Annotated in this window: 13 protein-coding genes and 1 pseudogene; 8 read left to right on the forward strand and 6 right to left on the reverse strand. The window is 68.7% G+C overall.

Features of this window, described 5'->3' with window-relative positions; genetic code table 11:
* Nucleotides 1-135 precede the first annotated feature (135 nt).
* From ACH54P_RS26595 to ACH54P_RS26605, 3 genes are all read left to right on the forward strand, one after another.
* Nucleotides 136-2,061 carry a 2-oxoacid:acceptor oxidoreductase subunit alpha gene (locus ACH54P_RS26595; RefSeq protein ID WP_489906073.1) on the forward strand — a complete coding sequence of 642 codons (1,926 nt, stop codon included), beginning with the start codon at nt 136-138 and terminating at the stop codon, nt 2,059-2,061.
* Nucleotides 2,058-3,122, forward strand: a complete 1,065-nt coding sequence (locus tag ACH54P_RS26600) for a 2-oxoacid:ferredoxin oxidoreductase subunit beta (RefSeq protein ID WP_489906074.1) — start codon at nt 2,058-2,060, stop codon at nt 3,120-3,122. The genes ACH54P_RS26595 and ACH54P_RS26600 overlap by 4 nt, the downstream gene beginning before the upstream one ends.
* A gap of 93 nt (nt 3,123-3,215) precedes the next feature.
* The gene (locus ACH54P_RS26605; protein ID WP_489906075.1) at nt 3,216-3,554 is read left to right on the forward strand and encodes a VOC family protein; all 339 of its coding nucleotides are present in this window, start codon (nt 3,216-3,218) and stop codon (nt 3,552-3,554) included.
* Between the two features lie 10 nt (nt 3,555-3,564).
* Here ACH54P_RS26605 and ACH54P_RS26610 read toward each other — a convergent pair whose 3' ends face one another.
* The 3 genes and pseudogenes from ACH54P_RS26610 to ACH54P_RS26620 all read right to left on the reverse strand — a co-directional run bounded on the left by ACH54P_RS26610 (nt 3,565) and on the right by ACH54P_RS26620 (nt 6,335).
* Complete coding sequence (locus ACH54P_RS26610; RefSeq protein ID WP_489906076.1) at nt 3,565-4,827, reverse strand: sunset domain-containing protein; 1,263 nt, start codon at nt 4,825-4,827, stop codon at nt 3,565-3,567.
* A 16-nt stretch (nt 4,828-4,843) separates the two neighbouring features.
* A pseudogene (locus ACH54P_RS26615) lies at nt 4,844-5,895 on the reverse strand (polyprenyl synthetase family protein).
* A gap of 116 nt (nt 5,896-6,011) precedes the next feature.
* Nucleotides 6,012-6,335 (reverse strand): DUF6204 family protein, encoded by a 324-nt coding sequence (locus tag ACH54P_RS26620; RefSeq protein WP_489906077.1) that lies wholly within the window; start codon nt 6,333-6,335, stop codon nt 6,012-6,014.
* A gap of 167 nt (nt 6,336-6,502) precedes the next feature.
* Between ACH54P_RS26620 and ACH54P_RS26625 the strand changes: the two genes are divergently transcribed.
* The 5 genes from ACH54P_RS26625 (at nt 6,503) to ACH54P_RS26645 (ending at nt 10,261) form a co-directional block, all read left to right on the forward strand.
* The gene (locus tag ACH54P_RS26625) at nt 6,503-7,138 is read left to right on the forward strand and encodes a hypothetical protein (RefSeq protein WP_489906078.1); all 636 of its coding nucleotides are present in this window, start codon (nt 6,503-6,505) and stop codon (nt 7,136-7,138) included.
* Nucleotides 7,139-7,359: 221 nt separating this feature from the next.
* On the forward strand, nt 7,360-7,653 hold the full coding sequence (locus ACH54P_RS26630) for a hypothetical protein (RefSeq protein ID WP_489906079.1): 294 nt from the start codon (nt 7,360-7,362) through the stop codon (nt 7,651-7,653).
* Nucleotides 7,654-7,685: 32 nt separating this feature from the next.
* The gene (locus ACH54P_RS26635) at nt 7,686-8,276 is read left to right on the forward strand and encodes a DUF3558 domain-containing protein (RefSeq protein ID WP_489906080.1); all 591 of its coding nucleotides are present in this window, start codon (nt 7,686-7,688) and stop codon (nt 8,274-8,276) included.
* Nucleotides 8,276-9,595, forward strand: coding sequence for a PPE domain-containing protein (locus ACH54P_RS26640; RefSeq protein WP_489906081.1), 1,320 nt, complete (start codon nt 8,276-8,278; stop codon nt 9,593-9,595). The genes ACH54P_RS26635 and ACH54P_RS26640 overlap by 1 nt, the downstream gene beginning before the upstream one ends.
* Nucleotides 9,596-10,261 carry an ESX secretion-associated protein EspG gene (locus ACH54P_RS26645; protein ID WP_489906082.1) on the forward strand — a complete coding sequence of 222 codons (666 nt, stop codon included), beginning with the start codon at nt 9,596-9,598 and terminating at the stop codon, nt 10,259-10,261.
* Nucleotides 10,262-10,306: 45 nt separating this feature from the next.
* On the opposite strand, the gene nuoN is transcribed toward ACH54P_RS26645, so the two are convergent.
* From nuoN to nuoL, 3 genes are read right to left on the reverse strand one after another with little or no spacing between them, the layout of a single operon-like run.
* The gene (gene nuoN, locus ACH54P_RS26650; RefSeq protein WP_489906083.1) at nt 10,307-11,878 is read right to left on the reverse strand and encodes an NADH-quinone oxidoreductase subunit NuoN; all 1,572 of its coding nucleotides are present in this window, start codon (nt 11,876-11,878) and stop codon (nt 10,307-10,309) included.
* 2 nt (nt 11,879-11,880) lie between these two features.
* Entirely contained in the window at nt 11,881-13,431 is a 1,551-nt protein-coding gene (locus ACH54P_RS26655; RefSeq protein WP_489906084.1) for an NADH-quinone oxidoreductase subunit M, read from the reverse strand.
* Complete coding sequence (gene nuoL, locus ACH54P_RS26660; RefSeq protein ID WP_489906085.1) at nt 13,431-15,329, reverse strand: NADH-quinone oxidoreductase subunit L; 1,899 nt, start codon at nt 15,327-15,329, stop codon at nt 13,431-13,433. Before nuoL ends, ACH54P_RS26655 begins: the two co-directional genes overlap by 1 nt.

Genomic DNA, 15,329 nt, shown 5'->3' on the forward strand with positions numbered 1-15,329 from the left:
CGCGAGCCGGGACGCGCGGGAACATGGACGTCAGCCGCGAGCTAACCTCGTGGTAGGGCCTGGTGATCCGCCTGTCACGGCACCGGGCAGGCGAACCGAAGGCCGCAACGTCGGGAGAGAGGGAATCCCTGACCCATGAGCACGAGTGCGAACGGCAACGGCGCTGGTCACGGCTCGCTCGCCGCGACCAGGCCGACCGAGGTCAGCAAGCTGGACCGGGTGGTCATCCGGTTCGCGGGCGACTCGGGTGACGGCATGCAGCTGACCGGTGACCGCTTCACGTCCGAGGCCGCCGCGTTCGGCAACGACCTGTCGACGATGCCGAACTTCCCCGCCGAGATCCGCGCACCACAGGGCACGATCCCCGGCGTCTCGTCGTTCCAGGTGCACTTCGCCGACTACGACATCCTCACCCCCGGCGACCGGCCGGACGTGCTGGTGGCGATGAACCCCGCCGCGCTCAAGGCGAACCTCGGCGACGTCCCGCACGGCGGGACGATCATCCTCAACACCGACGACTTCATCAAGCGGAACCTGACGAAGGTCGGCTACGCGACCGACCCCCTCGAAGACGACACGCTCGAGGCCTACCAGGTCCACCGGGTCGCCATGTCGACGCTGACCCAGGGCGCGCTCGCCGACACCGGCCTCGGCAAGAAGGACGCCGAGCGCTGCAAGAACATGTTCGCGCTCGGCCTGCTGTCGTGGATGTACCACCGGCCCACCGAGGGCACCGAGCGGTTCCTGCGCGAGAAGTTCGCGAAGAAGCCGGAGATCGCCGAGGCCAACATCCTCGCCTTCCGCGCGGGCTGGAACTACGGCGAGACCACCGAGTCGTTCGCGACGACGTTCGAGGTCGCGCCGGCGAAGCTCGCGCAGGGCACCTACCGGCAGATCACCGGCAACACCGCGCTCGCCTACGGCATCGTGGCCGCCGGCCAGCAGTCCGGGCTGCAGATCCTGCTCGGCACGTACCCGATCACCCCGGCGTCGGACATCCTCCACGAGCTGTCCAAGCACAAGAACTTCGGCATCATCACCTTCCAGGCCGAAGACGAGATCGCCGGCATCGGCGCCGCGCTCGGCGCGTCCTACGGCGGCGCGCTCGGCGTCACCTCGACGTCCGGGCCGGGTGTCGCGCTGAAGTCCGAGACCATCGGCCTCGGCGTGATGATGGAACTGCCGCTGGTCGTCATCGACGTCCAGCGCGGTGGCCCGTCGACCGGGCTGCCGACCAAGACCGAGCAGGCCGACCTGCTGCAGGCGATGTTCGGCCGCAACGGCGAGTCGCCGGTGCCGATCGTCGCGCCGCTGTCGCCGGCGGACTGCTTCGACGCCGCGCTCGAGGCGACCCGGATCGCGCTGAAGTACCGCACGCCGGTGCTGCTGCTGTCGGACGGCGCGATCGCCAACGGCTCCGAGCCGTGGCTGATCCCGGACGTCGGGACGCTGCCGGACCTGCGGGTCGAGTTCGCGTCGGAGCCCAATTCCGACAACGACTCCGGCGAGTTCTGGCCGTACGTCCGCGACCCCGAGACCCTCGCCCGCGCCTGGGCGATCCCGGGCACGCCCGGCCTGCAGCACCGCATCGGCGGGCTGGAGAAGGCCGACCGGACCGGCCACATCTCCTACGACCCGGCCAACCACGACAAGATGGTCCGGCTGCGGCAGGCCAAGATCGACGGCATCGACGTCCCCGACCTCGTCGTCGACGACCCGAGCGGCGGCAGGGCCCGGGTGCTCGCGCTCGGCTGGGGCTCGTCGTTCGGCCCGATCGGTGCGGCCTGCCGCCGCGTGCGCAAGCTCGGCATGCCGATCGCGCAGGCGCACCTGCGGCACCTCAACCCGCTGCCGGCCAACCTCGGCGACGTGCTGCGCAGCTACGACAAGGTCGTGGTGCCGGAGATGAACCTCGGCCAGCTGTCCCTGCTGCTGCGGGCGAAGTACCTGGTGGACGTCCACTCGCACACCAAGGTCGCCGGGATGGCGTTCAAGGCGGAAGAGCTGCAGAACCTGTTCTCGGAGATCATCACCGGCATTGCTACGGAGGCGGCGAAGTGACCGCAATCGATATCGGGCTCCCCACTCTCGGTGGCCTGGACCTCGTGCCCACCACCGACGAGCCGCAGAAGGCCAAGGACTACAAGTCGGACCAGGAGGTCCGCTGGTGCCCCGGGTGCGGCGACTACGTCGTGCTGAACTCGGTCCAGTCGTTCCTGCCGACGCTCGGCCTCAAGCGCGAGAACATCGTGTTCGTCTCGGGCATCGGCTGCTCGTCGCGCTTCCCGTACTACCTGAACACCTACGGCATGCACTCGATCCACGGCCGCGCGCCGTCGATCGCGACCGGGCTGGCCACCACGCGGCCGGACCTGTCGGTGTGGGTCGTCACCGGGGACGGCGACGCGCTGTCCATCGGTGGCAACCACCTGATCCACGCGCTGCGGCGCAACGTGAACATCAAGATCCTGCTGTTCAACAACCGGATCTACGGGCTGACCAAGGGCCAGTACTCGCCGACGTCCGGGCAGGGCATGGTCACGAAGTCGACACCGATGGGTTCGGTGGACACGCCGTTCAACCCGCTGTCGCTGGCGATCGGCGCGGAGGCGTCGTTCGTGGGCCGGGCCATGGACTCCGACCGCAAGGGCCTCACCGAGGTCCTGCAGGCCGCGGCGGAGCACCGCGGGTCGGCGCTGGTGGAGATCTACCAGAACTGCCCGATCTTCAACGACGGCGCGTTCGACGTCCTCAAGGACGCCGACGAGGCCGCCGCCCGGCTGATCCCGCTGCGCGCCGGCGAGCCGATCCGCTTCGGCCCGAACCAGGAGTTCGGCGTCAAGCGCGGTGACTGGGGCGGCCTGGACGTCGCCAAGGTCGCGGACATCGGCGAGGACAACGTGGTGGTGCACGACCCGTCGATCACCGACACGTCGTACGCGTTCGCGCTGTCGCGGCTCGGCGACCAGAACCTCAACCACGTCCCGACGGGCATCCTCCGCCAGGTCGAGCGCCCGACGTACGACGACGGCGCCCGCGCCCAGGTCGAGCAGGCCCGCGAAGCCCGCCAGCCCGACCTGCAGGGCCTCCTGCGCGGCAAGGACACCTGGACGGTCGCGTAGTTTTTCGCTCCTCGAAGGCCGCCATGCCCGGTGCATGGCGGCCTTCTCTTTTGGGGTTGCCAGAGTTGGGACAGATGTCCTAAGTTCTAGTACATGCGACCTGAATCACCTTTCGTGTTCTTCGACGTCCGGACGTCCGATGTGGACGGCAGCAGGCGGTTCTTCGCGGAACTGCTCGGCTGGCAGGCGTCCGGAACCCTGCTGACGGCGGACGGCACGCCCTGGGGCGGCCTCACGGAACTGGCCCCGGACGACAACCGCGCGCCGCAGTGGCTCCCCTACGCACCGGTGTCCGATGTGGACGTCGCGGCCGCGAAGGCGGTGGAGCTGGGCGGAACCCTGGTGCGCGAGCGCACCGATCTGCCGTTCGGCTCCCTGGTGGTGGTCACCGATCCCGGCGGCGCCGCGCTGGTCCTGTTCCAGGCCGGTTGACCGGTGGAACTCAGGTGAGCGGCCGGAACCCGACGCGCTCGGCGTCCTCCGCGGTGCGGAACCAGACCTCGGCCACCATCTTCGGGAACTGCGCCGATTCCTCCGTGCAGTACCGCAAAGCCGTGACGCTCGCCTTCACCGCGAAGCCGTCACTGGGCGCCCCGCCACCCGGGCGCGGCATCGCCGAACCGGGGCCGAACGGGCCGGGCGGGACCGAGTCGCCCGCCACCTGACGCGCGGGCGGCGGCTCGGGGGCCGAAACCGCGGCGGCCGCCTTGTTCGGCTGCACCGACGGCTCGAACAGCGAGCCGCTGTGCGCGCCGGACAGGTCGGGCTCGCGGCGCTCGACCGTGCGCATCGACGGCTGGATCGGCTGCGGGGCCTCGAATCCGCCCCGCACGCCCTCGCGCGGCTGCCGCTTCGGCAGTACCTGCGTCGCCTCGGCCGGGGTCTCCGGCGGCACGTCCAGCTCGCCGTTGGCCCCGGCGTCGTCACCGCCGAACGCGTAGGCCGGTGCCTCGACCTCTTCGGGCTCTTCGTTCCGCACCGAGCCGGGGTGTTCGCCGATGTAGCGCGTGCGCTCGACCGGCTCCTCGAACGCCGACCGCTCGGCCGGCGGCTCGTGGTCGAACCAGTCCGGCGCGGGCGCGTGGGCCTCGGCCGGGGGCTGGAACAGCGAACCGCCGGTGTCCGGTTCGGCCTTCTGTTCCAGGCGCGAGAACGCCGGCACCTCGGGCTCGGCTTCCTCGTCCGGGTCCAGGTACTCCGCCGGGCCGGCGCGGAAGGCGTCCTCCGGCTCGGCTTCGCCCACCGGGGTCAGGAACTGCGTGGCCGCGGCCCGGTACGGGTTGTCGTCCGTGGACTCCGGCTCCGGCTCCGGCTCCGGCCGGTAGACGGGCTCGGTCTCGGGCGCCGGCGGCATCCGTGACGGCACCTGGGAATCCAGCTCGGCGAAGTCCTGGTCGATGTCGTCGTGGACGCCGTCGCGGTGGATCGGCGGCGCGGCGACCAGCGTGCCCGGGTAGGACGTCTCCTGGCGGGACGACTCGGGCTCGGGCCGCGGCTCCGGGCGCGCGAAGACCTCGGTCCCCGGCGCGGCCAGCCCGGCGGCGTTCGCGGGCGTGCGCGCGGCGTCGGCGTGGGCCTGCGCCAGCGCGCTCTCCAGTTTGCGGACGCTCTTGCGGAGCGGCAGCACGAGCACCAGCCAGGTGAGGAGAACCCCGACGAAGAACGCGGCGAGGCTCCACAGCCAAACCTGTCCGAATATGGACATCTATCCCTGCCCCTGTTTAGTGCGTGCGCGCGACCAGGTAGTCGGCGACCGACTCGCACGCGTCCCGGGCGGGTGACGCGGGGAGCGCGGTGAGCTCGGCTCGCGCGCGCTGAGCGTAGTCGGAAAGGGTGACGCGTGCGCGTTCGAGTCCGGTACTCGCGCGCAGCAGCTCGAGCGCCTCCTGGACGAGGGCGTCGTCGGCGATCGGGCCGGACAGCAGCTCGACCAGCCGGGGGTCGGTCCCGGGGTCGGCGAGCGCGTACAGCATGGGCAGCGTCCGGACGCCTTCGCGCAGGTCGGTGCCCTGCGCCTTGCCGAGCTCGTCGGACGGCGAGGCGATGTCGATGATGTCGTCGGAGATCTGGAACGCGGTGCCGATGATGTCGCCGAACCGGCGCAGCGCCTCGATGTGCTCCTCGGCGGCGCCGGACATCATCCCGCCGAACCGGCCGGACGTGGCGATCAGCGAGCCGGTCTTCTGCGCGATCACGGTGAGGTAGTGCGCGACGGCGTCGTCACCCGGGCCGGGGCCGACGGTTTCGCGCATCTGGCCGGTGACCAGCTCGCCGAAGGTCTCGGCGATGATCCGCGCGGCGTCCGTGCCGAGGTCGGCGACCAGGCGCGAGGCGTGCGCGAAGAGGAAGTCGCCGGTGAGGATGGCGATGGTGTTGTCCCAGCGGGCGTTGACGCTCTCGGCGCCGCGCCGCATGTCGGCCTCGTCCATGACGTCGTCGTGGTAGAGCGTGGCGAGGTGCACGAGCTCGACCGCGGCGGCGGCGATCACGACGTGGTCGTCCTGCTTGGGGCCGAACTGCGCGGCCAGCAACGTGAACAGCGGACGGAAGCGTTTGCCCCCGCCTCGACCAGGTGCAACGCGGCGTCGTTGACGGCCTGGACGTCGCTGCGGACGACCTCGCGAAGCAGCTTCTCGACCTCGGCCAGCCCACCGGCGATCGCGCGCAGCAGGGCTTCGTCGGCGATCTGCAGGCCGACCGACGCGCGCAGGTCCTCGAGGGCGCCACCCGGCGCAGCGGGGAGGGATCCCGCCCCGGGGGCTGGGGAAGGCACAGACACGTCGGCTCCGCTCTACTCGTGCACCGGTCGGGTTGCCCCTTGAGCGTAGTGGCTACCCGTCGCCGTCGTTTACCCGCTGTCCAGCGGAAACGGTGATGAACATGACACCCTCAGCGGCGCTTGACGCGGATGTCGTCCATGCAGGTCGAGCTGACGGTGAGGTCGCGGTACGGGTAGCCCTCGCGCTCCAGCAGTTCCATGGCCATGAGCTCGGCCTGGTCGTGGGCCCGCTGCGTGGCGTCGTCACCCGGCGCGACGTCGACGGCGACGCGGAAGCTGAAGCCGCCGAGGTGGTGACTGTAGGTGAGCGTGCCGTCTTCGCTGAAGAGCTGGCCGGCGAGGTCGTCCGGGGTCGCCGCGGCCAGGAGCTTTTCGCGGGTGACCTGGGTGGGCCGGTCGAACTTGCCGCGGACGAGGACACGGTAGGTCGGCATGCGCGTGAACCTATAGCGCCGGATCCGGATACCGAAGGGATTAACTACCGGGTGGTTCGTGATCCTCGAAGGAGTGATCTGCGGTTTTCGCGGCAACGGACGTCTCCGGCAGGCGGATATTCACGGCGTGGGAGAACCCTCTCCCGGCAGGCAAGGAGGAGAGCGAAATGCGCAGCACCATCGCGAGGCGGGCCGGGCTGGCCGGAACGCTGCTGGTGGCCGGACTCGCCGTGGCCGGGCCGGCACAGGCCGCCCCGCAACCGGGCGTGGCGAACATCGGCTCGGCCGAGTTCACGAAGGCCAGCTCGACGATCAAGGTGCCTACGCAGGGTCACTGTTCGCTCAGCGGCCCCACGAGCGCAACGGCCCAACCGGTCTCGAAGACAGGCATCACCTTCGGCGGCGGCACGTCATCCTGCACGAACACGGACGCCACCACGACCACCTCGACGGCGACGGGCAAGAACTTCGAGCTGTCGGCACTGGTGAGCGCCGGCGGGCCGCGCGTCAAGCTGTCGACGTTCACGGTGACCTGCACGGCGACCCAGACGCAGACGAACGCGAACTGGACGTTCGGCGGCCTGTCGGGTGTGCCGAACCCGCCGAGCCCCGTTCCGGTCGGCTACGTGTCCCCGATCAAGAAGTCGAACGGAACGGTCCTGGCGAACGCGGTGTTCAACATTCAGAACCTCCCGGGCGACGGAAGCATCGGACTGACCATGCTCCGCATCGACTTCCTGCCGGAATCAGGCATCAGCGGCAAGGTGATCCTGGGCCACACATCCTGCTCCCCGACGCCCTAGGAGTTCCCTTTCCGGCGGCGGGAACCCTGGTAGGGTTTTCGCCGTCGGATACGCAGAGTGCCCGGGGCGGAGCACACTGCAAGCTAGGGGAGAGCTGATGACGACTCATGTCTGAGCCACCGGTTTACGACCCGGGGACACGGCGGGCACCAGCGCACCGGATCACGCCACGGGCGGGTTCGTACGGGGAGAGTACGGGCGGTGCGGGGTTCCAGTACGACGTGGAGACCCTGCACGAACTCGTCCGCGAATGGAACGACCTGGCACATGAGTTCCAAGACGACTTGAGCCGGGCGCGTGTGATCGCCACCGCCGAAGGCCCCGGTCTTGACTACGCCAGCGGCGGCAACGCGGAACTGATTCGCCAGTCCGGCTCGGCACTGACGAACACGCTCGATGAGCGTGCGTCCTACTGCCGGGCGATGGCTGCGAAGTTCCAGGCGGCGCTGGGTAAATACGCTGCCGCCGAAGACACACACTCGACAGAGATCAAACAGGCCGGAGGCAGTCTGTGAAACGGCCCTCATTGGTTGTCCTGGGCGCGATCATGCTGATCACGGCTGCTTGCACCACGACTCAGAACGGCACAGCCACGCCTTCGTCCACCGACACGAGCACGTCTCCGACCGACGCCCCGGACACGCAATTACCCGGCGCAGGCGTGCCCGGCGTCGCCGAACCGATCGACACCACGAAATTTCAGCAAAGGCCCTGTACGACGCTCACCGACGCACAGATCGCCGCGCTTCTCGGTTCAGGTGTGGAGCCGAAGGAAGATCCGAACGACCCGGCAGGCCCCAGCTGCTTTTGGCATCCCACATCGGTCAGTCAGGCCACCGTTTCCGTTATTTTCGCCACCAATAACCGACGTGGCCTCACTTCGATCTACCAGCAGCAAGGAACGAAGTTCCCCTTGTTCGTTCCCATGGATCCGATCGGCGGCTACCCGACCGTGGCGTACGGGCAATCCGATCTGCGGTCCAAGGGTAGCTGCGCGATCGCTCTGGGAACCAGCAACCAAGACATCGTCGATGTGTCGGTGGCCCTCTCCGAGGGCAATGTGGGCAAAAAGGATCCCTGCGTGGCGGCGCACGATGTCGCGGCTTCCGTACTGGGCAATCTTCGCGAGGTGAAGTGATGGTCACCGAAGGACCGCTTACTGCCGCTCAGATCTATGAACAGATCACGGGCGGTAAGGGCACTCAGTCTCTGGGGGCGGCTCAGGAGAGTGCCGATCAGTTGACTCAGCGGATGATTGATCGGGCTCAGCGGATCAGTGCTCTTCGGGCCAAGACCATGTCCGGTTGGCAGGGGGGTGCTGGGGACTCGGCCGCTGATGCGACGGCTCCTCTGGTTCGGGCTGCTGCTGATGATGCTGTTCATCTGCGGAATGCCCAGACTGCTGTCGGCGCTCAGATGGACGCCTTCGGTACCGCCAAGAACTCCGTCAAGCCGGTTCCTGCTCAGCCTCCAGAAATTGAGCCTGATGATCTTCTTCGGGCTCTCAATGGGGAAGGGACTGGGTCCTACCACACCAAGGTCACCAGCTGGCAGGCCGACAGCCAAGCGAATATCGATGCCTTCGGCGCCTACCACTCCGCCAGTACCAGCAATGGTGTTCAGATGCCCGCCCAGTACGCGCAGCTCGCCGACTCCGGGGCGCCCATTGCCATGACCGAATCGCGGGACAGCACCCAAGACAAGGCGCAAAGCAAGGCTGGGCCTACCGATACCGGCGAGTGGGCGCGGGATCCTCGGCAGACGCAGATTCCCTCGCAAAACCGGCAGACCGTTCAATCCGGGCGGGACCAAATCCCGGGTCAGACGCAAAACCAGCAGAACCAGCAGAACCAATTCCAGAACCAGCTCCAGAACCAGGTCCAGGCGCCTGGGAACACGGACGGCACCCACGCCAACAGCTACGTCCCCAAGCCCGTCATGCCGCCCGCGGCTCAAGGGGGCTATCAGTTCGGGCCCACTGGGCAGCCCATCAACAATCTCGGGGGCGGGACCAACCTCTACGGCGGCTTCGGGCCCGGTACCGGGGGCTACTCGAGCGGATTCGGGCCAAGCGGGCCCAACGGGCCGAACGGGCCAGGCGGATCGAACGGACCGGGCGGCTCAAGCGGGCCGGGAACCGGGTACCGGCCAGGAAGCGGAACCGACCAGCCCGGTACCCGAGGCCCCAACCAGCCCGGCCTGCGCTCCCCCGGCAACAGCTCCGGAGCCCACCTCCCCGAGGAACGCCTGACCGGCCAGTCCCGCGGCCCCGCCGGCGCTCGAGGCGCCAATGGCATGCCCATGGGCGGCCCCGCCGGCGGACGCGGTGGCAAAGAAGAAGACCGCGAAAAGAAAAAGGCGCCCTACCTCCAAAACCCCGACCCCGACGGCACCTTCGGCGGCTTCATCGAAAAGCCGATGCCGCCGGTGATCGGCGAAAACCGGACCAAGAAGTAGATGCTGATCTCGCTGAACACCCTGCTCACCGCCATGCGTGACGTCGGTTGCGGCGATCCGCACCCCGTCCTGGCGAAAGGGCTCCGCTACATCCCGCCGTCCGCTCGGAACCGGGTCCACCGAGAAGCTTTCGAAGAGCTCAGCGAACACGGCTTCGTCCAGGGAAACGGCTTCACGCCCGAGTTCGAAGACGTCCTGCAGCTGCTCGACCAGCCGGCCACCGAGTACTTCGGCTACGCCCGGGACATGACCGAGCAGATCGGGATCCTCGTCGCCGTTCGGGGACGGACCGCCGTCGCTGTCGTCTGCCGGGGGGATGGTGTTCAGCTCGAGAGTGTTTCCCCGGACACCCATCCCGCCGACGCCCTCGTCTCGCGCCTTCCGCCGGGCCGGGCCGCGGACATCAAGCCGTTCTCGCTGCCGCAGGAGGACTTCCAGCCGCCCCGGGACGTCAGTGACATCTTCGACGACACCCCCGAGCGCAGCCGGGAAGCCCAAGAGCTCGATGCCCTCTTCCAGCAGCCCCACTACGGCGTCGGGCAGCTCTACGCCGGGGACAAGACCGTCAGCTACCTCGATCTCGACGCCGGACGCGTCGGCATCGCGCTCGCCGACGGCTACATCAGCGTCCTTCCCGGGGACCTGCTGGGCCGAAAGCTCAAATAAAAAGGCCGCCACCCCAGCCAAAGGGGTGGCGGCCTCAACAGGAACTCAGAAAGCGAACCCGCCCGAGCCCGCCCACGAGAGAGCGAACGCCGGGACCAAGCCCAGCACCAGCGTGACCGCCGTGCCCAGGAAGATCGCCGTTCCCGTGCCGAAGCCCGGGACCGACACCGACGGGCCGTCCGCGGCCGGCTCCGAGAAGTACATCAGCACGATCACCCGCAGGTAGAAGAACGCCGCCACCGCGCTGAACACCAGCGCGATCACCACCAGCGGGGCCATTCCGTCGGACAGCGCCGCCGAGAACACCACGAACTTGCCGACGAACCCGGACGTCAACGGGATGCCCGCCAGCGCCAGCAGCAGGAACGTGAACACCGCGGCCACCAGCGGCGAGCGTTTCGCCAGGCCCGCCCACGCCGAGAGGTGCGTCGCCTCGCCCGAAGAGTCGCGGACCAGGCTGATCACGCCGAACGCCGCCAGCGTCGTGAAGCCGTACGACAGCAGGTAGAACAACGTGCTCGACAGCCCGTCCTCGGTCATCGCGATCGCGCCGATGAGCAGGAAGCCCGCGTGCGCGATCGACGAGTACGCGATCATGCGCTTGACGTCGGTCTGCGTCAGGCCGAGCACCGCGCCGATCACCATCGAGATGATCGCCACGCCCCAGAGGACGCCGCGCCACTCCCAGCTGGTCGAGCCGAACGCCACCGACAGCACCCGCAGGATCCCGCCGAACGCGGCGACCTTCGTGCACGCCGCCATGAACGCCGTCACCGGCGTCGGCGCGCCCTGGTAGACGTCCGGCGTCCAGGTGTGGAACGGGCCGACCGAGCCCTTGAACAGCAGGCCGACCACCAGCAGGCCGAGGCCGGCGAACAGCAGTGTGTCCGAACGGTCCGAGCCGGCCGCCGCGGCGGCGATGTCGCCCAGCTTCACGGAGTTCGCGTAGCCGTACAGCAGCGCGAGGCCGTAGAGGAAGAACGCCGACGAGAACGCGCCGAGCAGGAAGTACTTGACCGCCGCCTCCTGCGAAAGGAGACGACGACGCCGGGCCAGGCCGCACATGAGGTACAGCGGCAGCGAAAGCACTTCCAGCGCGATGAACATGGTCAGCAGGTCGTTCGACGCGCAGAACGCCATCATGCCGCCGAGCGCGAACAGCGTCAGCGGGAACACCTCGGTCTGCATGACCGTCGCCGTCTGCGCCCGGTCCTGCACGGTGCCCGGGCGGATGCCGGCCTGCGCGACCAGCGCGCCGCCCGGCTCGACGACGCGATCGGAGATCAGCAGCACCGCGCCGACCGCGAGGGCGAGCAGTGTGCCCCAGAGGAACAACGCCGGCCGGTCGATCGAGATCGCGCCGCTGAACGTCTTCACGCCGCCCGCGGGCGCGTTGCCGGTCGCGTACACGATCAGCGCGACGCCCGCGCCGACGATCGCCAGCAGGCTCAGCCCCACCTGGGTGCCGAACCGGGACCGCTTCGGGGCGAACGCCTCGACCAGCACGCTCACGCACGCCGCACCGAAGATGATCAGCACCGGCAGCACGGCCGGGTAGTCGACCGACGGCACCTGCACCGGCGGTTCCGGTGCCTGCGTCAGGAGGATGTCGAGCACGGTTACTTGCCTCCCTGGACCGCGGACAGCGTCTGCTGCACCGTCGGGGTGACTGTGTCGAGCACCGGCTTCGGGTAGAAGCCGAGGACGAGGATCAGCACGACCAGCGGCGCCAGGATCGCGATCTCGCGGCCGTTCAGGTCCGTGATGGCCTTCTTCGCGCCCAGCTCCGGCGCCATCGCCGTGCCCGGGCCCCCGCCGACGCCGATCAGCGCGTCACCGCGGACCGGGCCCTGCATGACGCGCTGGTAGAGCCAGAGGACGTACGCCGCGGCCAGGACCATGCCGACCGTCGCGAGGATCGTGTACACCGGCTGGTCCACAAAGGACCCGATGAGCACGAGGAACTCGGAGACGAACGAGTTGGTGCCCGGCAGCGAAAGCGTCGACAGGCCGGCGAGGAGGAACATGCCCGCCAGCAGCGGGGTCACCTTCGCCATGCCGCCGTAGTCCGAAATGCGCGTCGACCCGCCGCGCGCGACGACCAGGCCGATCACCACGATCAGCATGCCGGTCGCGAGGCTGTGGTTCAGCATGTACGTCGCCGAGCCGACCATCGCCTGCTCGTTGAACGCGAAGATGCCGAGCGAGATGAAGCCGAAGTGCGCGATCGAGACGTAGGCGATGAACCGCTTCATGTCCCGCTGGCCCGCCGCGAGGATCGAGCCGTAGAGGACACCGATCACCGAGAGCACCAGCACCAGCGGCGCCAGCGTCTTGCTCGCGTCCGGGAACATCGGCAGGCAGTAGCGCAGGAAGCCGAACGTGCCGACCTTGTCGAGCACGCCGACCAGCAGGACGGCGACGCCGATCGGCGCCTCCCCCGCCGCGTCCGGCAGCCAGGTGTGGAACGGCACGAGCGGCGCCTTGATCGCGAACGCCAGGAAGAAGCCGAGGAACAGCCAGATCTGCGTGGACAGCGGCGCGTCGCGGACGACCGTGACCAGCGTGGCCCAGTCGAAGGTGCCGTGCCCGAGCTTGTCCTTCGCCAGCGAGTACGCCCCGATCGCCGACGCCAGCATGATCAGGCCGCCGAGGAACGAGTAGAGGAAGAACTTCACCGCCGCGTACTGCCGGTTCGCGCCGCCGTAGCCGCCGATCAGGAAGTACATCGGGATCAGCATGATCTCGAACAGCACGTAGAACAGGAAGACGTCGGTCGCGGCGAACACGCCGATCGTGAGCGCCTCCTGCAGCAGGATCAGCGACAGGAACCCGCCCGCGCTGCGGCCCGCCGGGAGCTTGTCCAGCGTGCCGAGCCCGCCGACGACGATCGGCACCAGCAGCGCGATCACCGCGATCATGATCAGCGAGATGCCGTCGGTGCCGAACGCGATGTGCACCCCGAAGCTGGGGATCCAGTCGAAGCTCGACGTCATCTGCAGCCGCGCGCCGGACGGCGAGTAGCTCGCCCAGAACGGGATGATCAGCAGGAACTCGAGGATCGAGAAGCCCAGCGCGGCCAGCACCGCGGCACGGTCGTTCCCCTTGAGGAACGCCAGCACCAGGGAACCGGCGAGCGGCACCAGGATGAGGATGAGCAACCAGGTCATCAGGAGAACCTCACCAGCAGGAGAGCCGCCAGAAGCAGGAACGTGCCGCCGAGCATCGACAGCGCGTAGGACCGGACGAACCCGGTCTGGAGCCGCCTCAGCCGGCCGGAGCCGCCACCGAGGCCGGCGGCCAGGCCGTTGACCGCGCCGTCGACACCGCGGTTGTCGACGAACACCAGCGCCCGCGAAAGCCAGGTGCCCGGACGGGCGACCAGCGTCTCGTTGAGGGCGTTGCCGTACAGGTCCTTCCGCGCCGCGCGGGTGACGAACGAGACCCGCTGCGGCTGCTCGACCGGAACGTCACGGCGGAAGATCGCCCACGCGATCAGCGCCCCCACCAGGGAGATCGCGACGACGATCGCGGACATGAGCCACTTGTTGATCCCGAAGTGCTCCTCCGGTGCCTCGCCGACCGCCGGGGCCAGCCAGGTCACGAAGGACTTGTTGAGCGTGAAGAGCCCGCCGGCGAACACCGAGCCGATCGCCAGGATCACCATCGGCACCCACATGACCGGCTTGGCCTCGTGCGGGTGGAACTCGTGGCCGTCGGCCGACTTGAGTTCCTTCCAGCGGGCCTTGCCGAAGAACGTCATCATCATCAGGCGGGTCATGTAGAAGGCCGTGAGCCCGGCACCCAGCAGTGCGGCGCCACCCATGACCCAGCCGCGCCAGCCTTCCTGGCCGAACGCCGCTTCGATGATCGCGTCCTTGGTCCAGAAGCCGGACAGGAGCGGGAAGCCGACCAGGGCGAGGTAGCCGAGCCCGAAGGTGGCGAAGGTGATCGGCATCTTCCGCCAGAGGCCGCCGAACTTCCGCATGTCGACCTCGTCGTTCATGGCGTGCATGACCGACCCGGCCCCGAGGAACAGCCCGGCCTTGAAGAAGCCGTGCGCAACCAGGTGCATGATGCCCAGCGCGTACGCGACGGGCCCGAGCCCGACGGCCAGCATCATGTAGCCGATCTGGCTGACCGTGGAGTACGCGAGCACCTTCTTGATGTCGTCGTACGCGCAGCCGATGACGCACCCGAGCAGCAGCGTCACCGTGCCGACCAGCGTGACGATCAGCCTGCCGTCCTCGGTGGCGTTGAAGATGTCCTTCGAGCGGGCCACCAGGTAGACGCCCGCCGTCACCATCGTTGCGGCGTGGATCAGGGCCGACACGGGGGTCGGGCCCTCCATCGCGTCCGGGAGCCAGGCCTGCAGCGGGAACTGGCCGGACTTACCGCAGGCGCCCAGCAGGAGCAGGACCGCCATCGCGGTGATCGCGCCCGGCGAGAACTTGCCGTCGGCGACCGCCTGGAAGACCTGCGCGTACCCGGTGGAGCCCGCGTACTTGAACATGATGAAGATCGCCAGCGCGAGCCCGACGTCCCCGACGCGGTTCATCAGGAACGCCTTCTTCGCCGCGGTCGCGGCGGACGGGCGGCCCTGGTACCAGCCGATGAGCAGGTAGGACGCGAGACCCACGCCCTCCCAGCCGAGGTACAGCGTCACGAAGCTGTTGCCCAGCACCAGGACCAGCATCGACGCGACGAAGAGGTTCAGGTACGCGAAGAAGCGGTACCGGCCCTCGTCGTCGGCCATGTAGCCGATCGAGTAGTAGTGGATCAGCATGCCGACGCCGGTGATGAGCAGCACGAACGTCAGCGACAGCGCGTCGATCCGCAGGCCGAAGTCGATCTGCAGCGCGCCGACCGGGATCCACGAGTAGACCTTCGTGTCCACAGTGGCCTTGCCGTCGGCCGTGAAGAACAGGATCAGCCCGTAGACGAAGGCGAGCGTGACGGTGGCACAGCCGAGCAGGTGCCCCCAGGCCTTGGCTCGCTTGCCCGCGAGCAGCAAGATGAGCGCGCCGAGGCCGGGCAGGGCCACCAGCAGCCACGATGATGCGGTCAC

Source organism: Amycolatopsis sp. N2S4-7 (assembly GCF_058119595.1).

What these genes read in the sequence shown, in the direction of transcription:
- ACH54P_RS26640 (WP_489906081.1), top strand. Translation starts at nt 8,276, where the DNA reads ATGGTCACCGAAGGACCGCTTACTGCCGCTCAGATCTATGAACAGATC.
- ACH54P_RS26610 (WP_489906076.1), bottom strand. Translation starts at nt 4,827, where the DNA reads ATGTCCATATTCGGACAGGTTTGGCTGTGGAGCCTCGCCGCGTTCTTC.
- ACH54P_RS26595 (WP_489906073.1), top strand. Translation starts at nt 136, where the DNA reads ATGAGCACGAGTGCGAACGGCAACGGCGCTGGTCACGGCTCGCTCGCC.
- ACH54P_RS26625 (WP_489906078.1), top strand. Translation starts at nt 6,503, where the DNA reads ATGCGCAGCACCATCGCGAGGCGGGCCGGGCTGGCCGGAACGCTGCTG.
- ACH54P_RS26620 (WP_489906077.1), bottom strand. Translation starts at nt 6,335, where the DNA reads ATGCCGACCTACCGTGTCCTCGTCCGCGGCAAGTTCGACCGGCCCACC.
- ACH54P_RS26605 (WP_489906075.1), top strand. Translation starts at nt 3,216, where the DNA reads ATGCGACCTGAATCACCTTTCGTGTTCTTCGACGTCCGGACGTCCGAT.
- ACH54P_RS26645 (WP_489906082.1), top strand. Translation starts at nt 9,596, where the DNA reads ATGCTGATCTCGCTGAACACCCTGCTCACCGCCATGCGTGACGTCGGT.
- ACH54P_RS26635 (WP_489906080.1), top strand. Translation starts at nt 7,686, where the DNA reads ATGCTGATCACGGCTGCTTGCACCACGACTCAGAACGGCACAGCCACG.
- ACH54P_RS26655 (WP_489906084.1), bottom strand. Translation starts at nt 13,431, where the DNA reads ATGACCTGGTTGCTCATCCTCATCCTGGTGCCGCTCGCCGGTTCCCTG.